The organism is Aequitasia blattaphilus (assembly GCF_024721305.1).
GTDB lineage: Bacteria > Bacillota > Clostridia > Lachnospirales > Lachnospiraceae > Aequitasia > Aequitasia blattaphila.
Genome location: NZ_JAMXOD010000017.1, coordinates 39,405 through 57,297 on the forward strand (window position 1 = coordinate 39,405; position 17,893 = coordinate 57,297).

Below are 17,893 nucleotides of genomic sequence, written 5' to 3' on the forward strand. Positions count from 1 at the left end.
CAAGGTAACAACACAATTATGTGTTTCGTTATAAAAAAAATTAGGAGGAAAAGACATGTTAAGAGTGGATTATGATGCTCTGGCGTATGCGTCAAGAACATTAAGCGAGCAAGGTGATACTTTTGAATCTTGTATTGGTACTATGACAAGTGTGGTAAATGGCTTACCGGATATTTGGGAGGCAGATACTTGTGATCGTTACGTAGAGCAATACAACGAAGCAAGCAAGACCTTAAACGAAGTGCGTGAACTTATTCGTGAAATGTCCGAGCAAATGCAGAAAATCTCTGATAACTTCCGAGGTGCTGATGTGGACATGGCAGGTCAGATGTAACATAAAGAGAGGGCTGTATTTTTAATAGTACAGCCTCTTTTTTGAAAGGGAAAGATATGGAAACAGAGTTTGAATTGGATTTGGAAGTAATTGAAAAGCAGGGAAGTACAACGACGTCTCTCGGGAGTCAGTACGGTTACCCTGTGTTTAGCGAAGAATTCCAGGAAGCTGTAAAGCGAAAGAAAAGAGAAGAAAAAGAAGAAAAGACAGCTCAGATGCATCAGGTGTTTGAGGGAACAAAGAAAACGGAAACAGAAGCCACCTTTCAGAGAGTAATGCGGGCAGAGACGGTGGGCATCGTAAAGGAAGAATCAATTGCAGAAGTAGAGGGAAGAAGCTTGACAGAGAATCTTGGATTCGCTCTATTAGGAGCCTTATTGACAGGTGGAATTCTATACTTAATCGATAAACGACTAAAGAAGGGTAAAAAGAGCCATGAATATCAAGATAACCATTGAGGTTCCAACAAGAGAAAACAAAATTGATATAAGAGTAAATCAAGAACAGCGAATGAAGACGACCCTTGGGGTATTAAATGAGAATAGAAAAGGGTTTATACCCTTATCAAATATAGAAACAGTACGAATAAAGGAAACAGGAAGACAAGTCGATATAAGAGAAACTTATGAGGAGGCCGGTATATACACGGGAGCCATCCTGGTAGTGGAGGAAAAGGGAGGAGAATATGGCGAATAAAGTAGGATTAAGTGAAGAAGAATATGCAAACGTGGTACAAAGCCTAAAAAGTGCACATAACAATAGTGTTTCTTTAGTGGAGAATGCAATATCCCAAATTGGTGGTCTAAATGGCCCAGGAGCAGCATTTGATACAGAGAAGATTACACCTCAGATACAGCGAGTTATAGGAGAATTGAATCGATTAAAGGGACAACTGGAAAATGTATATCACACACATGAGGAAGTAGTAGACAGTTTTCAAAGATCAATTGACGAATGCGATTCTATCTGTTAATGGAGGGATAAAAATGGGAAATTTGAATGTAAATTATGAAGAAATAGAAGCAGTGATTAGCTCGCTCCGTGCAAGCCTGGCATCGGAACAATCAGAAATCAATGGAATCTATAATCAATTAATCGGATATTTCAGTATATCCCGTGGTGAAGAAGCTGATGCACTGAAAGAACTGCAAAGAGCCGAGAAAAGAATGATGACAGAAGTCGCTACTTTTTTGCAGAGATTTTCAACAAGTGTGCTATTTGCGTCCAATGAGTTTAAGAAGTTTGATGCTTCCGGTGCAAAGAGTATGAAATAGGAAGAGGGAAAGAGAGGAGAAAAGAATGGATCGAGTGTTTGACCAAGACTATATTAATGAGACCTGTTCTCAGGCCAAAAGTGCGTTAGAAGAAATCAAAGATGCCATGGAGTATGTAAGGGAGTTAGCAGGGGAAGTAGAGGCAGTAATCGGAAGAGTCCCAGCGGATGTCCGTAATAATAACGCGTACACATCCATAAGCGGACTGCGCCAGGCAATTGACGCAATTGATATCGACTCGATGCTTCACAAGCTGGATGACTGCCGTGAGAATGCCAGGCTTATCCAAAGGATGGATACCCAGTACGCAGCAGAGACGAAAGCATTAACACAGACCATTAATCAGATTAAAGAAAGAGCTGCTTCCATGGGGGAGTTCTTGGTTACTACTTCTTTGAATTCACCGGACTTTATGGCGAAGTTTGATGTGGAGCAAAGGAAGTGGAATCAAGTAATGGAGGATGCAGATGCTGCCCTTGATACTATACTTTCCAATGTAAAAGGTGCAGAGACTATCAGTGCAATCTTTTCAAAGGACCCGGTAAACTTAAGTACTGGGAACTTTATCTATGATAAAACGGATTTGGAGATACAGAACCCAGTTCCTTTTACTTTCCGGCGTTTCTATAATAGCATCAATCGGCGAAAGGGGAGTCTTGGAAGAGACTGGAACCACAACTATGAGGTACGCCTTCTGTTTGAAGGGGAAGAAGTAATTCTTCTGTTGGAAGAGGGAAAGGAAGAACGGTTTCTCCTACAAGAAGGGAAAGAAAAGCTTTTCTCTATTTACCATAGTAAGGGAGAATTATCTAAGAGCGGTGACACCTATATTTATGAGAAAAAGGGTGGAATGAAATACTTCTTCGACGGAAAGGGACGGTGTCAAAAGGTTGAGAATCAAAAAGGACTACTGTTTCAATATACTTATGCAGGAGAGAGTCTCTCAGTAGCAAAAGTAGAAAAAGAAACGGGAGAATACTTTGCCTTTACTTATGAGCAAGATGGATACCTGCAGACTGTATCGGATCATAATCAGCGAACTGTTACCTATGAAATCGAGAAGGGACTTCTAAAAAACGTTGTATCCCCAAAGGGGAATCAATACCGATATGAGTATGACTCCAAGAGAAAGCTTCAAAAAGTCATTAATCCAAGAGGAATCACTCTGGTTGAAAATACCTTCGATGAAGGAAATAGAACCATCCACCAGGCATTCCCCGATGAGGGAAGTATGTCCTATGATTACGATGATGAGAAGCGGAAGGTAACCTTAACGGAGAGAAACGGAAGTCAGGTTTCCTATTATCATGATGAAAAGTTTCGGGATATCCGTCACGTATACCACAACGGGGAAGAGAAGTTCACCTACAATCAGCTGAATCAGAAGACCTCTGTAACGGATAAGCTGGGAAGAAAGACTCAGTACAATTACGATGAAAAAGGAAACCTCACCCGCATCATCAATCCTCTGGGGCTAAAGACAGAGATTACTTATAATGAGAAGAATCTTCCCACCTCTTTACGCATTGGAGGACAGGAGAAATTTCGTAACCGGTATGATGAAACCGGGAACTTGATACAGACCATTGATGCCTTAGGAAACCGTCAGCTCTTCCAATACGAAAAGCCGGGTCTCCCTCAAAAGATACAGATGCCAAACGGAGGCGAGATTACCCTCTGTTATGACAAAAGAGGAAACATCCTTCGCATTGTAGAAGCTGATGGGGATACCACGGAGTATGCGTACGATTGCCAGAACCGTGTCATCGCAACGAAGGATGCTTTCGGAAACACCACCAAATATACTTATGATGCAGAAGACAACCTATTGGAGGTGGAAAATGCCAAGGGTGAAAAGCGTCATTATGAATACAATCAAGGGAACAAGGTCACTCAGATCTGTGACTTTGATAAGACCATCTTAAAAAGAGAATACAATGAGCTTGGAAAGCCTTGTAAAATCATTGATCAGGAAGGCAGGGAAACCCTCCTGCATTACGACAGGATGTGGAACCTGGCAAGGGTAACGGAGGCAAATGGAGCGAAGACCACATACGTTTACAATGAAGACAATCTTCTGGGACGGGTGCGAAATGGGAATGGAGAGGCCATTCGCTACACCTATGATCCAGTGGGAAACCGCACCAGCATCAAGGATGAGGAAGGGAATCAAACCTTCTTTGCTTATGATGCCTTAAACCGCCTTGTGGAAGTAAAGGATGAGAAGGGAGTAAAGGAATCCTACGCCTACGATGGGGAAGGGAATCTAATCGAGGTGCGGGATGCTTTGGGACTCAGCCTGACCCTTACTTATGATGCCATGGGAAACCTTATAAGAGAAGAAGGTCGAGAAGGAGAGAAGCGGGAATACACCTACAATGCAAACGGAGTCATTACAGAGATTTGGGATGAAGCAGGAGGCGTTACGAAGTATGACTATACTCTTGGAGGGAAGCTAAGAGAAGTAAGTTACCCGGATCAAACGAAGGAAATCTATACGTATAATCAAGTGGGAGAGGTGGAGACCTATACGAACCGGAAGGAGTATGTCTATACCTATTATTATGATTGCCTTCATCAGCTTATCAAGATAGAAGGAGCACAAGGAGAGACGAGAGCGTATACCTACGATGCTGTTGGAAACTTAACAGGCTTTACGGATGAAGAAGGCAATGCAACAACGTACCGGTATTCACCGTCAGGACAATTAGTGGGAGTGGTAGATGCCTTAGGTCATGAAACCACGTATACTTATGATGCAGTGGGAAGATTGGAAAGTGTTCCGGGAACCACTTATCAAAGAGACTTAATGGGGAACATCACAAAGGTAATTGATGGAGTGGGAAATGAAGAAAGCTATCACTACGATTCAAGAGGTTTGCTTCTCTCGAAAGTGGATCAAGAAGGTTACCTGACTTCTTATGCATACAACCGTGAGGGAGACCTGCAAAAGATTACTTATGAGGATGGAAAGGAAGTTAAGCTGTCCTACGATGCCCTGAGACATCTGAAAGAAATCGAAGACTGGGGAGGAATCACCAGAATTGAAAATGATACCAGAGGAAGAGCGAAAAAGGTCACTTATCCGGACGGAAAAGAAGTGTCTTATACTTATGGACCATCGGGAGAGCGAAGAAGCATCCGGTACCCCGATGGGAAAGAAGTTTTCTACTCTTATGACAAGAGCTTGCGCTTAAAGGGATTAAAATCAGAAGAACAAGAGCTGACCTATGCTTATGACCAGAGAGGGAATCTTATCGAGAAGAAATCGAATCTCGGGTTTGCGACCTCTTATGCGTATAATCAAAAGGGACAGATGGAAAGCCTCGTCCATCAAAAGGGAGAAGAGGTTTTAGACTCTTACACTTATGCTTACAATCAAATGGGATTAAAGAGCAAGGTTCATAAGAATGAGGAAGAATTATCCTATACCTATGACCCTATTGGGCGTTTACTAGGTGTGGAAAAAGCAGGAAATAAAATCCGGGAATACGCATATGACCATCTGAGCAATCGCATCCGTAAGATACAAGAAAATCAGAAGACGGAGTATACTTATAACAGCCAGAACCAACTCATCAAAGAGACGGATGGTGTATTGGAAAAAGAATACGCATATGATAAACGGGGGAACCTAAAGGCGATAACGGAAAACAACCAGTTGACTCATCAGTATACTTTCGGAGCGATGAATCGTCTGGAGAAGGCACAGAACTTCACCTTAAATCAATCTGCAGCCTACCTGTACAATGGTCTGGGACACCGGGTTGGAAAAAGAGTTGGAGAGAAGGAAGTCTTGGATATCCTGGACTTAACGAAGGACTATCATAACTTATTGGAAAGAAGTGAAGGAGAGGAACACACTAGCTTTACCTGGGACTTCCAGGTGGTAAGTGGAAGGAAAAAGGAAGAGAGCTTCTTCTACTTCCAGGATGATTTGGGGAGTCCAATTCACCTACTGAGCTCCAATGGACAAGAGGACGTATATCAGTATGATGAGTTTGGGAATCAGATGATGAACCAAGAATCAAGTATACCACAGCCATTCACCTATACCGGGTATCAGATGGATTCGATTGCTGGAACTTATTATGCTCAGGCGAGAGAGTATCAGCCACAGGTGGGTAGGTTTATCAGTGAGGATGTGATTAAGGGAAATGGAATAAATCCAGTTACAATGAATCAATATACCTACTGTTGGAATCGGCCGATGGATTTGGTGGATCGAGATGGAAAAATGCCGGATGGATTAACCCATGATGACATAATAATGTTCTATGAACATCCAGAGTATTTGGTGCCATATAGTATCGAGGGAAATGGCCCGGGAGGGTATGATGATGATGTGTTATATCATAGTGACGTTAAAGGACCAAGTTTAAAAATTAAGCCAAGTACAGTTGATATAGGTAAGGAGGTTAAAAAAGATTCAACAATAGGACTAAACATTATAAGCGTTGATGGAGGAATAGGTAAAGTTAGTTATAAGGATAATAAAGGATTGTTGCAATCGATACTCGAATTAGAAGTTGTTCATGGGGGAGCCAATATAGGAATAAATACTAAAAATGTGGGAGCAAAGTTGTATGGGACATTGGTATCTTTACGTGGAAAGGTACTTGCATTAGAGGTGTTGGACAAAAGAATTTATATAGGTGCAGATTTAGATCTTTTTTCTGTAGGTATTAAGGCCAGTTTGGATATCAAAAAAAAGGAATTTACAATGGGAGCTTCAGAAGGGGTAGGATTTGCGATTAATATCACATGGGAAGAGAGGGGACAAGTTAACGATGAGTGTGAGGTGGATTAAGCGAAAAAAACAATTTGCATGTTTTATGGTGGTGCTTGTATTTGAACTTTGTGCCATAATTATTAAATCATTTAGTTATTATGGGATATGGCTATATGTTTTACTAGCATTAATCTTTGGAATTATTGCTAGTGTAGGGACTATTGTTGTGGTATGGTGTCTTGACAAAGTACTTGATAAACTTTTCAAAATTGATTTTGTTAAATTCTATATTGCAACAATTCGAATTGTTATGTTCATTTCTGTACTGGGTATGCTTCCAATTATCATATTATCAAAAGTGGATGGAGATATGGTTATTGCAATAGGAGTTACTACAGGAACATATGTAGGAATGAATTTAGTATCAGAGAAACGAGAAAATAAACTATGAAAAAGATATATAGCATTGTTCGTAAACGGGAAGAAAGTGATATGGGAAGTCTCTATAAATACTTTATAGGTGATTTTCCAATGATGTATTCATATACAAACTATCATAGAGGTGCGGCATATATATATTGGCACGCTGAGATAAACCATAGATATGAAGTAAAGCAAAAAAATAAATATTATAGATTTCTGGAATTTATTCCTGTGATAAATACAATTTATGCTTGGTTTTATAGTCGGAAATATGAAGTTTTATTAGATGATAAGTTGGTTGGATATTCCGATATGGTCAAAGTAGGACGGATTTTGGAAAGAGAAAGAGTAATGGTAAATGGTATTGAATATATCAATAAGGCTGGAAATACATCCGTAAAACGTCCGGGCAAAGATTATGAATGGACTATTGAAACAAGTACTGGACATAAGGTGGCCATAATTACTAAAAGAAGAAAGGACGAGGAATTGGCTATCGAATTTGTTGATGAAAAGGTTGATTTAGAAATAGTAATTATTTTGGTTATGATGGCTGATATGACTTCCTTTTCCCCAGAACGAACCGGACAAGTAAGTATGTACGATTAGAGTGAAAATGTGTTTCCTTATTAGGCGAATCAAATATCTATTATAGAAATGAGTCGGCTATGATAAATCAGTCTGCGGATAAAATATACTTTTCTGGTATTACGATGTATAGGATTGGAGTCAAGAGCCTCACCAAATTGATTTATCTGAACTTACATTAGAAGAAGTAAGAGAAAAGCTTGATATACAAACAGAAGATAGAAAGAGGGGAAGCATAAATAAATAAATAAATAAAACAAGAAGAAGCATATAGATATGAAACTATCATTTAAAGAATAGGTTAAACGTTTTGAAGGTGAAAATGATGTGATTCTTTTTTATACGGTAATAAAGGATAAAAATACAGAAGAATTGATATGTGCAAAGATTAGTAAAAAAATAATGAAGTTAATCAATCTGCAGCCTACCTTTACAATGGTCTGGGACATCGGGTTGGAAAAAGAGTTGGAGAGAAGGAAGTCTTGGATATCCTGGACTTAACGAAGGACTATCATAACTTATTGGAAAGAAGTGAAGGAGAGGAACACACTAGCTTTACCTGGGACTTCCAGGTGGTAAGTGGAAGGAAAAAGGAAGAGAGCTTCTTCTACTTCCAGGATGATTTGGGGAGTCCAATTCACCTACTGAGCTCCAATGGACAAGAGGACGTATATCAGTATGATGAGTTTGGGAATCAGATGATGAACCAAGAATCAAGTATACCACAGCCATTCACCTATACCGGGTATCAGATGGATTCGATTGCTGGAACTTATTATGCTCAGGCGAGAGAGTATCAGCCACAGGTGGGTAGGTTTATCAGTGAGGATGTGATTAAGGGAAATGGAGTATATCCAGTTACAATGAATCATTATGCTTATTGTTGGAATCGGCCGATGGATTTGGTGGATCGGGATGGACGGATGCCAGATATTAGTATAGCCGATATTGAAAACATGAAGGTTCTAAAAGATGAAGTTACCGAGTTTATGGTACAAAATGTATTTGGAGTGACGAGGACACACTATGAAGATAGTGATGGTGAGCTAACTAATATAAGTATCACATCGCATCAAGGTGGAAATATAGTAGTAGCCAATATTAATACTAAAAAAAGGTTTACAGGTTATTCAGTAAATTTCAGTACTCCCCAAATGTGGAAATTCAAGGCTTCCGCATCAGCAAATGTGAACTTTAATGATTGGAAAAAATGTGGAATATCCTCTTCCTTATCTATGAACGAGGGACAGGTTACAACGGCTTTTGGGATGCAAATCAGTTGGGATAAATCTGAATTTTATGGTAAAATTTCGGATTCCTATCATACAGGAGATTTGAAAATACCTGGATTAGATGATTTGCCGAATATTCCATTAGGGGCTACGATATCTGTAAAAACAACTCAACATGATTTCACAAATCTTGTAAGAGGATATTGTATTGTAGCGCCGATAGTAGCAGCTGGCTGTGCTGCGTTGGCTTGTGCTAGTCCCGCACTTGTGGGTGTAGCAGGAACAGGCGGTGTAAAACTTTTGATTGATGTACTAGAGATAATGCTTAAGCAGGCACCTAAATATTTGGGGCTAAAAGATACGAGCGATTGTAATTCCTAGGTGAAAGAGGGGAAGTATAAATGAATAAAACAAGAAGAAATATAATAATAATAATAATAATAGTAATTGCATGTGTCTTTGGCATTCTAACAATTCTTTTTTATGGAGTATATAAATCTCTTGCAAGTATGGAAATGAAGAGTATAGACCAGATAATAAAAGAAAGTGAAGAAGCTCATAAAAATGCGCAATATTATGATTCAATAGATAAAGCTATGGAGTTGTGGGATGTGGCAGAAGAATATGAATATCGGATTGATATTAAAGAGGAGATAATACGCTTTGAGGGTGAAAATAACGCCATTCTCTTTTATACAGTAATAAAAGATAAAAACACTGAAGAATTAATATGTGCAAAAATCAGTAAAAAAAGTAATGAGAATAGTCAACCTGTTTATGCTGGGAAAAGGATGCTGATTTTTGGTGATAATAGAAAAGGAATAATTGTGGGTTCAAATGAAGATTTGATACGCGACTATATTGATACTAGTTACTCAAGAGTAGATTTTAGATTTAATCCCGACGAACAGTTTATTTGGGGCATCAGCCGGACAGAGAAGGTAAGGGATTTAAAGATAGAAAACCAAAAACCAACCGAAGTGATTATATATGACTGCTTTGGTGAAAAGGAATATTTTTGGTACTATGAGAACTTAGATGCAACCGGCTCACCTCAAGACTGGGATATTGAATTAGAAGAATAAATAGGTGAAGAAAAAATTTAATTAATTACAAAGGAAGTACATAGTACTAAAAAGGAAAAGATTTTTCGTTTTAAATGGACAAGAGGACATATATCAGTATGATGAGTCAAGAATCAAGCATACCACAGCCATTCACCTATCACAAATTTTGTAAGAGGATACTGTATTGTAGCGCCGATAGTAGCAGCTGGCTGTGCTGCGTTGGCTTGTGCTAGTCCCGCACTTGTGGGTGTAGCAGGAACAGGCGGTGTAAAACTTTTGATTGATGTACTAGAGATAATGCTTAAGCAGGCGCCTAAATATTTGGGGCTAAAAGATACGAGCGATTGTAATTCCTGGGTGAGAGAGGGGAAGTATAAATGAATAAAACAAACAGAAATATAATAATCATAGTAATTGTATGTGGCTTTGGCATTCTAACAATCCTTTTTTGTGGAATATATAAATCTTTTGCAAACATGGAAATGAAGAGTATAGACCAGATAATAGAAGAAAGTGAAGAAGCCCATAAAAATGCGCAATATTATGATTCAATAGATAAAGCCATGGAGTTGTGGAATGTGGCAGAAGAATATGAATATCGGATTGATATCAAAGAGGAGATAATACGCTTTGAAGGTGAAAATAACGCCATCCTCTTTTATACAGTAATAAAGGATAAAAACACTGAAGAATTAATATGTGCAAAAATCAGTAAAAAAAGTAATGAAGACAATCAATATGTTTATGCGGCAGAGAAGATAATTATTATTAGTGGTAGTAGAAAGGGAATAAGAATAGGTACAAATGAAAACTTGATACGTAAATTTATTAACACCAGTTATCTCGAAACAGATTTTAGAGCTAATCCCGATGAACAGTTTATTTGGGGTATTAGCCGAACAGAGAAGGTGAGGGATTTAAAGATAGAGAACCAAAAACCAACCGAAGTGATTATATATGATTATTTTGGGGAAAAGGAATATTTTTGGTATTACGAGAATTTGGATGCAACCGGCTCACCTCAAGACTGGGATATTGAATTAGAAGAATAGGCAAAGCAAAAATCAGTATGAAGAGTTTGGAAATCAGATGATGAACCAAGGATACCACAGCCATTCACTTATACCGGGTATCAGAAGGATTCGATTGCTGGAACTTATTATGCTCAGGTGAGAGAGTATTTGCCACAGGTGGGTAGATTTATCAGTGAGGATATTGTGAAAGGATTTAAAAATATTGGTGAATGAAGTCAAGTGTGCATCATAAAAGAAGAAGGAAATTATGTGGAGAAGTATAGCAAGAGTATTACCATGGATAGGAGCAGTTGTTGTAATTAGATTATTATTTATTTTACAACATAAGAGCAATAAAAAAATGGAACAGAAAAGTGATTATATTATAAAGAACAGTGGCCTGATACTAATTATCGGAGGAGTAGGTGTTGTGGTTTTTGGTGCACTTATCGTATTGGCTGTATGGACGAAACAAACGAGTCCAGGAATATTAGTAGTATTTGGAGGAATGTTTTTAGTGAGTCTATACGGACTAGTTGAATGCTTACTTTACTATGTAGAAGTAAAGGGTGATGAGATAATATATAGATCTTTTATAGGGGTCACAAAAAGATACACATTTGCGATGATAACGAGTGGGAAATACACGAAAAGTGGTAGTTTTAAGGTTTATGTAGGAACAAAGACCATCATTAAATTCAGTGACAATATGCCATTTCAAAGGTTTGTAGAGCAAATGATAGAGAGGGGTATTCCAGTAGAAGTCTATAAATCAAAAAAAGCATAAATTGAAGAGATAAAGGTTAGTTCTGGAGAGCTGGAAGTAGAATTCATAATCCCCTAGATTATGTGGAAGAGATACAGAAAAATCAGAGGAGGATGTTTACGGAATATATGTGAGAAATAAGTCTATTAAAGAGGTTGATTTAATAAATTTCATGTAAGAAAATTTCGAGGATATAGACATGTCACGTCTAAAGATATATGGATGGAATGAACTATCAAATGGTATATACATAGAAGTTTCGTATGATGATTATAGTCTTAATCCCCTAATAAAGGGAAGAATGAAAGAAAAGGGATTAATTAAAGAGTTTGAGAACTATGATTTTAACGTAAATGACTATGTTGGATTTAATTATGCTATGTCAAAGATAGATGAACTGGATAATCCAATAGAAATCATAAAACATGATATAGCAGCATTAGAACATTGGCTAATTAGATTTACATTTAACAAGAGTCCTATGAACAAAATATCGATGAAAGAGGAACAGTTGAAAGAGTATTTTCGTGAAAAGATTGTGAAAATAGGATTAGATTTAAACAAAGTTAGATTTGAGTGCAAGAAGAGCTTTTTTCATCCGATATGAAATTTGAAATATATTATAGTGGATATCCTGTTTCACTCTATTTAATGGGATTATTAAGAGATTTAAAAGATCCGGACATAGAATCTGAAATTTTTTCAAAGATAAGATACTCAAAATGGTAAAAGGAGGATACAAATATGGATTTTGATGCAATTGAACTAAGAAGGAATGCAGAAAGAAGAGAGGCGGAAAGAAGAGAGGCCGAAAGAGTAGCGCAAATCTATCAGGAAGTAGCCAACATAGAGGATGAGATTGCGATGTATACTGGGGCGAGAGAAGATGTGGCATGGGTAGAGGGAAGCTTCGAGCCTGGAAGAGAATCCTGGTCGAATGCATTCCAAAGACTAAATGGGAATAGTGATGCAAAAGAAATCGAGAAGAAATCTCAGTTCGAAGGAGAGATGGCAAAGTCCCTTAGGCAATCAATGTCCGAATTAGTGAATAATATTACAAACGGGGTGAGTAATGCTGCCAGTGTAGCAGGAGATATTTCCTATCAGATTATGCTAATTGATAATAAGATATCCGAGCTAGATACAAGTCGATACAACCTATTATGTCAGATATAAAGGAGCCAGAAGAGATGGAGAATAGAGTAAAGAAATCCAGTCTAAATGCCAAAGAGTTTTACGACTATGAAAGACTGGTACATAAAACAGAAGGATTTATTCCAGCAAGATATGAGGAGGAACTGGAAGAGCTTATTTTTCATTATGAGATGGAAGGATTAAAGCCGATTACAGAAATTAAAGGTGAGAGTCGGGAGAATCAATACCGTCTGCTTATTAATATGGTAAAACTGGCGTCTCTTACAAAGATTTATGAGATTTCCTTTACACCGGGAAATCTTTTCTATGATGAAAATTTCTTGGTTTTAATTCAACAAAGAGACCTCTATTCCAAAGGAGTGGAGGGAAATGAAGAAGCTTTTATGGAAGTGTATCGTGCATATGTGGGAGGTGTTCTTGGGAAGAAGTATACGACAACGATGCTTCTGCAAAGTGGAAGCAACCTTCTAAAGAAAGAACAAGATTTTATTCCTTATCTAAACGCACAGACGCCAGAGGAGATGGCGGGGCTTTTAAGGGAAAAGCGAGATGCCCTGCAAAAGGAGATGAAAGAAAAAAAGGTTGTAATTACCAAGAGTTCAAACCGAATCAAAACAACAGTTTCCATTCTATCAACAGTGCTTCTAATTGGATGCTTGGTAGGCATGGGTTATTTAAGCTTAAAGATACTGCCAAAGCAAAGGCAATTGATTCAGGCCAATGAAAGCTTTATCGCAAGAGACTTTGTTGGCTGCATTGACCAGATGAAGGAAACAGAGGTAGAGGAGATGGATGCATCCACCAAATATATCCTGGCAACCTCTTACGCAAGAAGTGAGAGTTTGAAAAAAGAAGAAATAGAAAGTATTGTGGCAAAGCTCTCTACCTCAAGCAATGAAAAAGAATTGGAGTACTGGATTTATTTGGGACGTTTACAGTCGGATAAGGCTCAGGACATGGCGCAGGCTCTTTCCGATGATCAGCTATTGATGTATGCCTATATGAAGGAATTGAGTTTATTGGAAACGAACACGAAAATAGCAGGAGAAGAAAAAAGCCAGCGTATCCAGACCTTGGAGGATAATATCAATAAACTTGGGAAGAAGTATGAAGAGAATGTAGAGAATAACGAGGAGAAATAAAGGGATGATGTTTGAGCGAAAACAACAGATGATTTTATCAGGGAATGCAAAAGATCCATTTGTAGATATCCTCATTCCAAATGGGGAGGAGATTACCCTAAGAATAGATGGCTCTTATATGGAGTTGAAAAGAGAAATGATGGGCATACTGCTTCACAATCAAAAGCCGGTAACCCAAGAACGTATCCAAATCCAAAAGGGAGATGAATTCCTTATTGCAGGTCTTCGTTTCACTTTTTTTGCCGATCGCATCGAGATAGAGGGTGAAGGAGTAAAAGACATTCAAACAACTCTTGCTCCTATGCCAAAGGAGGATGGAAGATTTCCGGAGTATCCCTTCTACAAGCGCTCTCCAAGAGTGATTCATACCATTACACAGGATAAAATCGAATTGAAGGCGCCGCCCAGGAAGCAAAGTATGGAAAAGGGTGGAATACTTACGCTCTTAGTTCCGACGCTGAGTACGATGGCATTTACGCTTTTGATGGGATTTATGTTAAAGAGAGGACCTTACATCTATATGAGTGTTGGTATGACTGTGATTACCACCATTTTTTCTGTCCAAAATTTTATCAAGCAGAGAAAAGAGATGAAAGCATCCAATCTGCGACGAGAAGAGGTTTATCGAGAATATCTTTTAAATACGAGGAAAACCATTAAAGAAAAACGAAAAAAAGAAGAAGAATCTTTTGCCTATCAGTATCCAAGAGCGAAAACCATAGAGCGTATGGTAGAGCAGTACAGCAGCCGTCTCTATGAACGAACACCTTTAGAGGAGGATTTTTTGGAAGTCAATCTCGGTTTCTATAAAGGAGAATCCTTTGTAGCGGTTGGTTATGATAACAAAGAGCTGGAACTGGAAGTAGACGAATTAAGTCTGGAAGCAAAAGAAGTTGCCAAGGAGTATAAAGCAGTACCTTACCTACCCTTAAATGTGGAATTGGGAAAGTCTCATTTAGGATTGGTTGGATACAAAAAGAATGTACATGAGCAGATTAAATATTTGCTTTTACAGCTTACCTTTTTCCATAGTTACCATGATCTGCAGATTATAATGATTTATCACCAGCGTTACCAGGAGGAGTTTTCTTATCTCAAATGGTACCCTCATCTTCAGATTCAAAGTCTGAATGTAACGGGAGAGATTTGTAAGGAACAGGCAAGAGATCAGATTGTTGGCAGCATTCAACAGATTTTAAAGGAACGGAAACAAAAACAGGAAGAAGAGCAGGCAGCAGTAACCTTTAGCCCTCATTTTCTGTTCATTATTGATGAGCCATCATTGATTGTGAATCATACCATTATGGAATATCTTCAGGAAAAAGAATTAAACTTAGGCTATAGCTTTATCTATACCACAGATCAACAGGAGAACCTCCCGGAAAATGTAAAGACACTTTGTTTTATTGAAAACAAAGAAGAAGGAAGACTTCTCTTAAATCAAGGAGAGCATGTGAATCAGCGGTTTGCAATCCAACATCTGGAGGACATTGAGCTGGAGAAAATGGCAAGACGTCTCAGTGGTATTGTGCATCAGCAGGGAATGAAAAGCCAGATACCAGAATCGATTACTTTTTTTGATTTATATAAAATTGAACATCCATACGAATTGGAGATTCAAAAAAGATGGGAGAGTCATCAGTCTCACAAATCCCTGTCTGTACCTTTGGGAGTCCGTGCAAAGGAAGATTATGTGGAATTAAATCTTCATGAAAAGGCTCACGGTCCTCATGGGTTAGTTGCCGGAACCACTGGCTCGGGAAAATCAGAAATTGTTCAATCTTATATCCTATCCTTAGCAGCAAACTTTCATCCTTATGAAGTGGGATTCTTGCTCATTGACTACAAAGGAGGAGGAATGGCGAATCTTTTTTCTGACCTTCCTCATCTTCTTGGAACCATCACCAACTTAGATAAGGCAGAAAGTATGCGGGCAATGGTCTCTATTAAAGCAGAATTATCCAGAAGACAGAAAATATTTGGAGAGCATAATGTAAACCATATCAATGGATACAATCAGCTTTTCCGTTTAGGAGAAGTGAAAGAACCTCTTCCGCATCTGTTTTTGATTAGTGATGAGTTTGCTGAGTTAAAGAAGGAGCAACCGGAATTTATGAGTGAGCTGGTTTCAGCAGCCCGAATCGGACGAAGCCTGGGAATCCATTTGATTTTAGCAACACAAAAGCCCAGTGGTGTAGTAGATGATCAAATCTGGACCAACAGTAAGTTTAAGCTCTGTTTAAAGGTGCAAAATGCCGGAGACAGTAAAGAAATGCTCAAAACACCGGATGCAGCCAATATTACACAGGCCGGCCGTGCTTATTTACAGGTGGGGAATAATGAAATCTATGAGCTGTTTCAGTCCGCATGGAGTGGTGCTACCTATCAAAAGGAAGCCTCAAAGGAAGCGAAGGAAGATGACCGGGTTTATGAAATCAATGAGATTGGACAGGGTGAACTGATTAATCAAGACCTTGGAGGAACAAGAGAAAGCAACCAGATGAAAGAAACACAGTTAGATGCAATTGTCTCTCATATTCATGAAGTATATCAAGGGATGGAGACGGTAGAGGTGAAAAAGCCCTGGCTGCCATCCTTGCCTGGCGCTCTTCTTTCCCCTTACACCAAGGAAGTAAGAGACAGCAGTTCATTTAACGTTTTAGATTTAACACTTGGAATTGGACGAGTAGACATTCCGGAGGAACAGGATCAAAGAGAATATTTCCTTGACTTTGAAAAGCAAGGGCATCTTCTATATATGTCCTCATCAGGGTATGGGAAATCCATGTTCTTAGGTCAGATTATACTTGGTCTTGCAATGAAAAATGCTGTTCAGAACTTAAATATGTATATTCTTGATTTAGGAAATAGTGCATTAATTCCTTATAAAGGCTTGCCTCACGTAGCAGATTATATGGGATTTGATGACGGAGAAAAGCTTCGAAAATTTCAAAAAATGATTTTAGATGAAATGGCGGATCGAAAACGATGTCTTGCAAAGACCATGACACAGAATTTCCATGTTTACAACCAGAGTCAGGAAGAGAAGATGAAGGCCATTGTTATTCTGGTGGATCAATATGATGTGGTAAGTGAATTAGGAGATGAGGTAGTGGCTTTTATTCAAAAGGTGTCCAGAGATGGCGCTAGTCTTGGAATTTATTTGGCGGTTACGATGACTCGAGACAATGTAATGCGGGGAGCGACAAAAGGAAACTTCAAGGAACGAATTGCAGGATTTAATTTTGTAGAAGGAGAAAACTTTGCATTTATTGGGCGAAGTTCAATCAGTCTTCAGGAAGAAGATAAAGGTAGGGTCTTAATTAAAACAGATCAGATTCATCAGATGCAGCTTTACTTGGCGGTGCCCTTTACTGATGAGTTAAATTACAATGAGGAATTGAAAAAGAAAATTGAAGAAGTCGCTCAAAAGAGCAGTGAGGAGAGGGCGCAAGAAATCGCAACACTGCCGGAAGTTCTGACTTACGATATGCTGCCAAGATATCCGGGATACCAAAAGGATGCAGACAAAATACCGGTGGGTATTGATGCAGAGACTTTAGAGGTGCGGTATCTGGATATTCAAAGAGGAACAGGCCTTCTAATCGGCGGACAGGGAATGGGACGAACAAATGGAATTAAGAACATACTAAACCATCTAAAAGATGAGAAAGTATATCTGTTTGATGCCAGAAATGAGGAACTGCGAGAACATGAGAAGTACCCAAAGCATCTATATGGAGGAACACGTAGGGAATATGAAACACTTTTCGAAGAGATTGCCAAGGAAGTGGAAAAAAGAGAGGAGCATTCTCTAATAGAGGGAACTCATCAGCGGGAATCACAATACATTGTGATTGATGTAATACAAGAGTTTATGGAGACCATCGATGACAACGAAGAGATTGTTCAACTGTTTGTGAGTGCTATGAAATGTGGGATTCGTTTGGTTGCAAGTGCGGATGCCAAGCTTCGGGCGAGGACGAATAAAGTCCTGACTCTTTTGGTAGAAAGTCAGGGCGGTTTAATTCTTGGAAATATTAAGGAACAAAGTGTCTTTTCTTATACAGGTATACGAGAAGAAAACAGAAGCGTGGAATGGGGATACTACTCTATGCGGGGTGAAAATAGAAAAGTAAAAGTTATCGAGCATAAGTAGGGAGTAGG

The 17,893-nt window shown here is 38.8% G+C and carries 17 protein-coding genes; all 17 read left to right on the forward strand.

Translation table 11 applies throughout. The features are described 5' to 3' along the window. Nucleotides 1-55: 55 nt before the first annotated feature. The 17 genes from NHH15_RS11655 (at nucleotide 56) to essC (ending at nucleotide 17,885) form a co-directional block, all read left to right on the forward strand. Nucleotides 56-334, forward strand: a complete 279-nt coding sequence (locus NHH15_RS11655; RefSeq protein ID WP_262066850.1) for a WXG100 family type VII secretion target — start codon at nucleotides 56-58, stop codon at nucleotides 332-334. 56 nt (nucleotides 335-390) lie between these two features. Then, the gene (locus NHH15_RS11660; protein ID WP_262066851.1) at nucleotides 391-792 is read left to right on the forward strand and encodes a hypothetical protein; all 402 of its coding nucleotides are present in this window, start codon (nucleotides 391-393) and stop codon (nucleotides 790-792) included. After that, nucleotides 770-1,030 carry a hypothetical protein gene (locus tag NHH15_RS11665; protein WP_262066852.1) on the forward strand — a complete coding sequence of 87 codons (261 nt, stop codon included), beginning with the start codon at nucleotides 770-772 and terminating at the stop codon, nucleotides 1,028-1,030. The genes NHH15_RS11660 and NHH15_RS11665 overlap by 23 nt, the downstream gene beginning before the upstream one ends. Continuing rightward, nucleotides 1,020-1,307, forward strand: a complete 288-nt coding sequence (locus tag NHH15_RS11670; protein WP_262066853.1) for a hypothetical protein — start codon at nucleotides 1,020-1,022, stop codon at nucleotides 1,305-1,307. Before NHH15_RS11665 ends, NHH15_RS11670 begins: the two co-directional genes overlap by 11 nt. A gap of 13 nt (nucleotides 1,308-1,320) precedes the next feature. Beyond that, on the forward strand, nucleotides 1,321-1,608 hold the full coding sequence (locus NHH15_RS11675; RefSeq protein ID WP_262066854.1) for a hypothetical protein: 288 nt from the start codon (nucleotides 1,321-1,323) through the stop codon (nucleotides 1,606-1,608). Between the two features lie 25 nt (nucleotides 1,609-1,633). After that, the gene (locus tag NHH15_RS11680) at nucleotides 1,634-6,418 is read left to right on the forward strand and encodes a DUF6531 domain-containing protein (RefSeq protein WP_262066855.1); all 4,785 of its coding nucleotides are present in this window, start codon (nucleotides 1,634-1,636) and stop codon (nucleotides 6,416-6,418) included. Next, on the forward strand, nucleotides 6,399-6,791 hold the full coding sequence (locus NHH15_RS11685) for a hypothetical protein (protein WP_262066856.1): 393 nt from the start codon (nucleotides 6,399-6,401) through the stop codon (nucleotides 6,789-6,791). Before NHH15_RS11680 ends, NHH15_RS11685 begins: the two co-directional genes overlap by 20 nt. After that, nucleotides 6,788-7,372 carry a hypothetical protein gene (locus tag NHH15_RS11690; protein ID WP_262066857.1) on the forward strand — a complete coding sequence of 195 codons (585 nt, stop codon included), beginning with the start codon at nucleotides 6,788-6,790 and terminating at the stop codon, nucleotides 7,370-7,372. Before NHH15_RS11685 ends, NHH15_RS11690 begins: the two co-directional genes overlap by 4 nt. A gap of 461 nt (nucleotides 7,373-7,833) precedes the next feature. Continuing rightward, on the forward strand, nucleotides 7,834-8,964 hold the full coding sequence (locus tag NHH15_RS11695) for an RHS repeat domain-containing protein (protein ID WP_262066858.1): 1,131 nt from the start codon (nucleotides 7,834-7,836) through the stop codon (nucleotides 8,962-8,964). A gap of 20 nt (nucleotides 8,965-8,984) precedes the next feature. After that, a complete protein-coding gene (locus NHH15_RS11700; protein WP_262066859.1) occupies nucleotides 8,985-9,668 on the forward strand; it encodes a hypothetical protein in 684 nt (227 codons plus the stop codon). A gap of 359 nt (nucleotides 9,669-10,027) precedes the next feature. Then, nucleotides 10,028-10,702 carry a hypothetical protein gene (locus NHH15_RS11705; RefSeq protein ID WP_262066860.1) on the forward strand — a complete coding sequence of 225 codons (675 nt, stop codon included), beginning with the start codon at nucleotides 10,028-10,030 and terminating at the stop codon, nucleotides 10,700-10,702. A 51-nt stretch (nucleotides 10,703-10,753) separates the two neighbouring features. Continuing rightward, the gene (locus tag NHH15_RS15890) at nucleotides 10,754-10,897 is read left to right on the forward strand and encodes an RHS repeat-associated core domain-containing protein (protein WP_416386582.1); all 144 of its coding nucleotides are present in this window, start codon (nucleotides 10,754-10,756) and stop codon (nucleotides 10,895-10,897) included. A gap of 34 nt (nucleotides 10,898-10,931) precedes the next feature. Next, on the forward strand, nucleotides 10,932-11,450 hold the full coding sequence (locus NHH15_RS11710) for a DUF6560 family protein (protein WP_262066861.1): 519 nt from the start codon (nucleotides 10,932-10,934) through the stop codon (nucleotides 11,448-11,450). 178 nt (nucleotides 11,451-11,628) lie between these two features. Then, nucleotides 11,629-12,036: a hypothetical protein gene (locus tag NHH15_RS11715; RefSeq protein ID WP_262066862.1), complete on the forward strand. Its 408-nt coding sequence runs from the start codon at nucleotides 11,629-11,631 to the stop codon at nucleotides 12,034-12,036. A 137-nt stretch (nucleotides 12,037-12,173) separates the two neighbouring features. Then, nucleotides 12,174-12,605 (forward strand): hypothetical protein, encoded by a 432-nt coding sequence (locus NHH15_RS11720; protein WP_262066863.1) that lies wholly within the window; start codon nucleotides 12,174-12,176, stop codon nucleotides 12,603-12,605. Nucleotides 12,606-12,619: 14 nt separating this feature from the next. Beyond that, complete coding sequence (locus NHH15_RS11725) at nucleotides 12,620-13,726, forward strand: type VII secretion protein EssB/YukC (RefSeq protein WP_262066864.1); 1,107 nt, start codon at nucleotides 12,620-12,622, stop codon at nucleotides 13,724-13,726. Between the two features lie 4 nt (nucleotides 13,727-13,730). Then, nucleotides 13,731-17,885, forward strand: a complete 4,155-nt coding sequence (gene essC, locus NHH15_RS11730) for a type VII secretion protein EssC (protein ID WP_262066865.1) — start codon at nucleotides 13,731-13,733, stop codon at nucleotides 17,883-17,885. Nucleotides 17,886-17,893 lie beyond the last annotated feature (8 nt).

Coding starts and splice junctions, on each gene's coding strand:
- essC (WP_262066865.1), top strand. CDS start 13,731: ATGATGTTTGAGCGAAAACAACAGATGATTTTATCAGGGAATGCAAAA.
- NHH15_RS11700 (WP_262066859.1), top strand. CDS start 8,985: ATGAATAAAACAAGAAGAAATATAATAATAATAATAATAATAGTAATT.
- NHH15_RS11710 (WP_262066861.1), top strand. CDS start 10,932: ATGTGGAGAAGTATAGCAAGAGTATTACCATGGATAGGAGCAGTTGTT.
- NHH15_RS11720 (WP_262066863.1), top strand. CDS start 12,174: ATGGATTTTGATGCAATTGAACTAAGAAGGAATGCAGAAAGAAGAGAG.
- NHH15_RS11715 (WP_262066862.1), top strand. CDS start 11,629: ATGTCACGTCTAAAGATATATGGATGGAATGAACTATCAAATGGTATA.
- NHH15_RS11680 (WP_262066855.1), top strand. CDS start 1,634: ATGGATCGAGTGTTTGACCAAGACTATATTAATGAGACCTGTTCTCAG.
- NHH15_RS11685 (WP_262066856.1), top strand. CDS start 6,399: ATGAGTGTGAGGTGGATTAAGCGAAAAAAACAATTTGCATGTTTTATG.
- NHH15_RS11660 (WP_262066851.1), top strand. CDS start 391: ATGGAAACAGAGTTTGAATTGGATTTGGAAGTAATTGAAAAGCAGGGA.
- NHH15_RS11665 (WP_262066852.1), top strand. CDS start 770: ATGAATATCAAGATAACCATTGAGGTTCCAACAAGAGAAAACAAAATT.
- NHH15_RS11675 (WP_262066854.1), top strand. CDS start 1,321: ATGGGAAATTTGAATGTAAATTATGAAGAAATAGAAGCAGTGATTAGC.
- NHH15_RS11670 (WP_262066853.1), top strand. CDS start 1,020: ATGGCGAATAAAGTAGGATTAAGTGAAGAAGAATATGCAAACGTGGTA.
- NHH15_RS11655 (WP_262066850.1), top strand. CDS start 56: ATGTTAAGAGTGGATTATGATGCTCTGGCGTATGCGTCAAGAACATTA.
- NHH15_RS11705 (WP_262066860.1), top strand. CDS start 10,028: ATGAATAAAACAAACAGAAATATAATAATCATAGTAATTGTATGTGGC.
- NHH15_RS11725 (WP_262066864.1), top strand. CDS start 12,620: ATGGAGAATAGAGTAAAGAAATCCAGTCTAAATGCCAAAGAGTTTTAC.
- NHH15_RS11690 (WP_262066857.1), top strand. CDS start 6,788: ATGAAAAAGATATATAGCATTGTTCGTAAACGGGAAGAAAGTGATATG.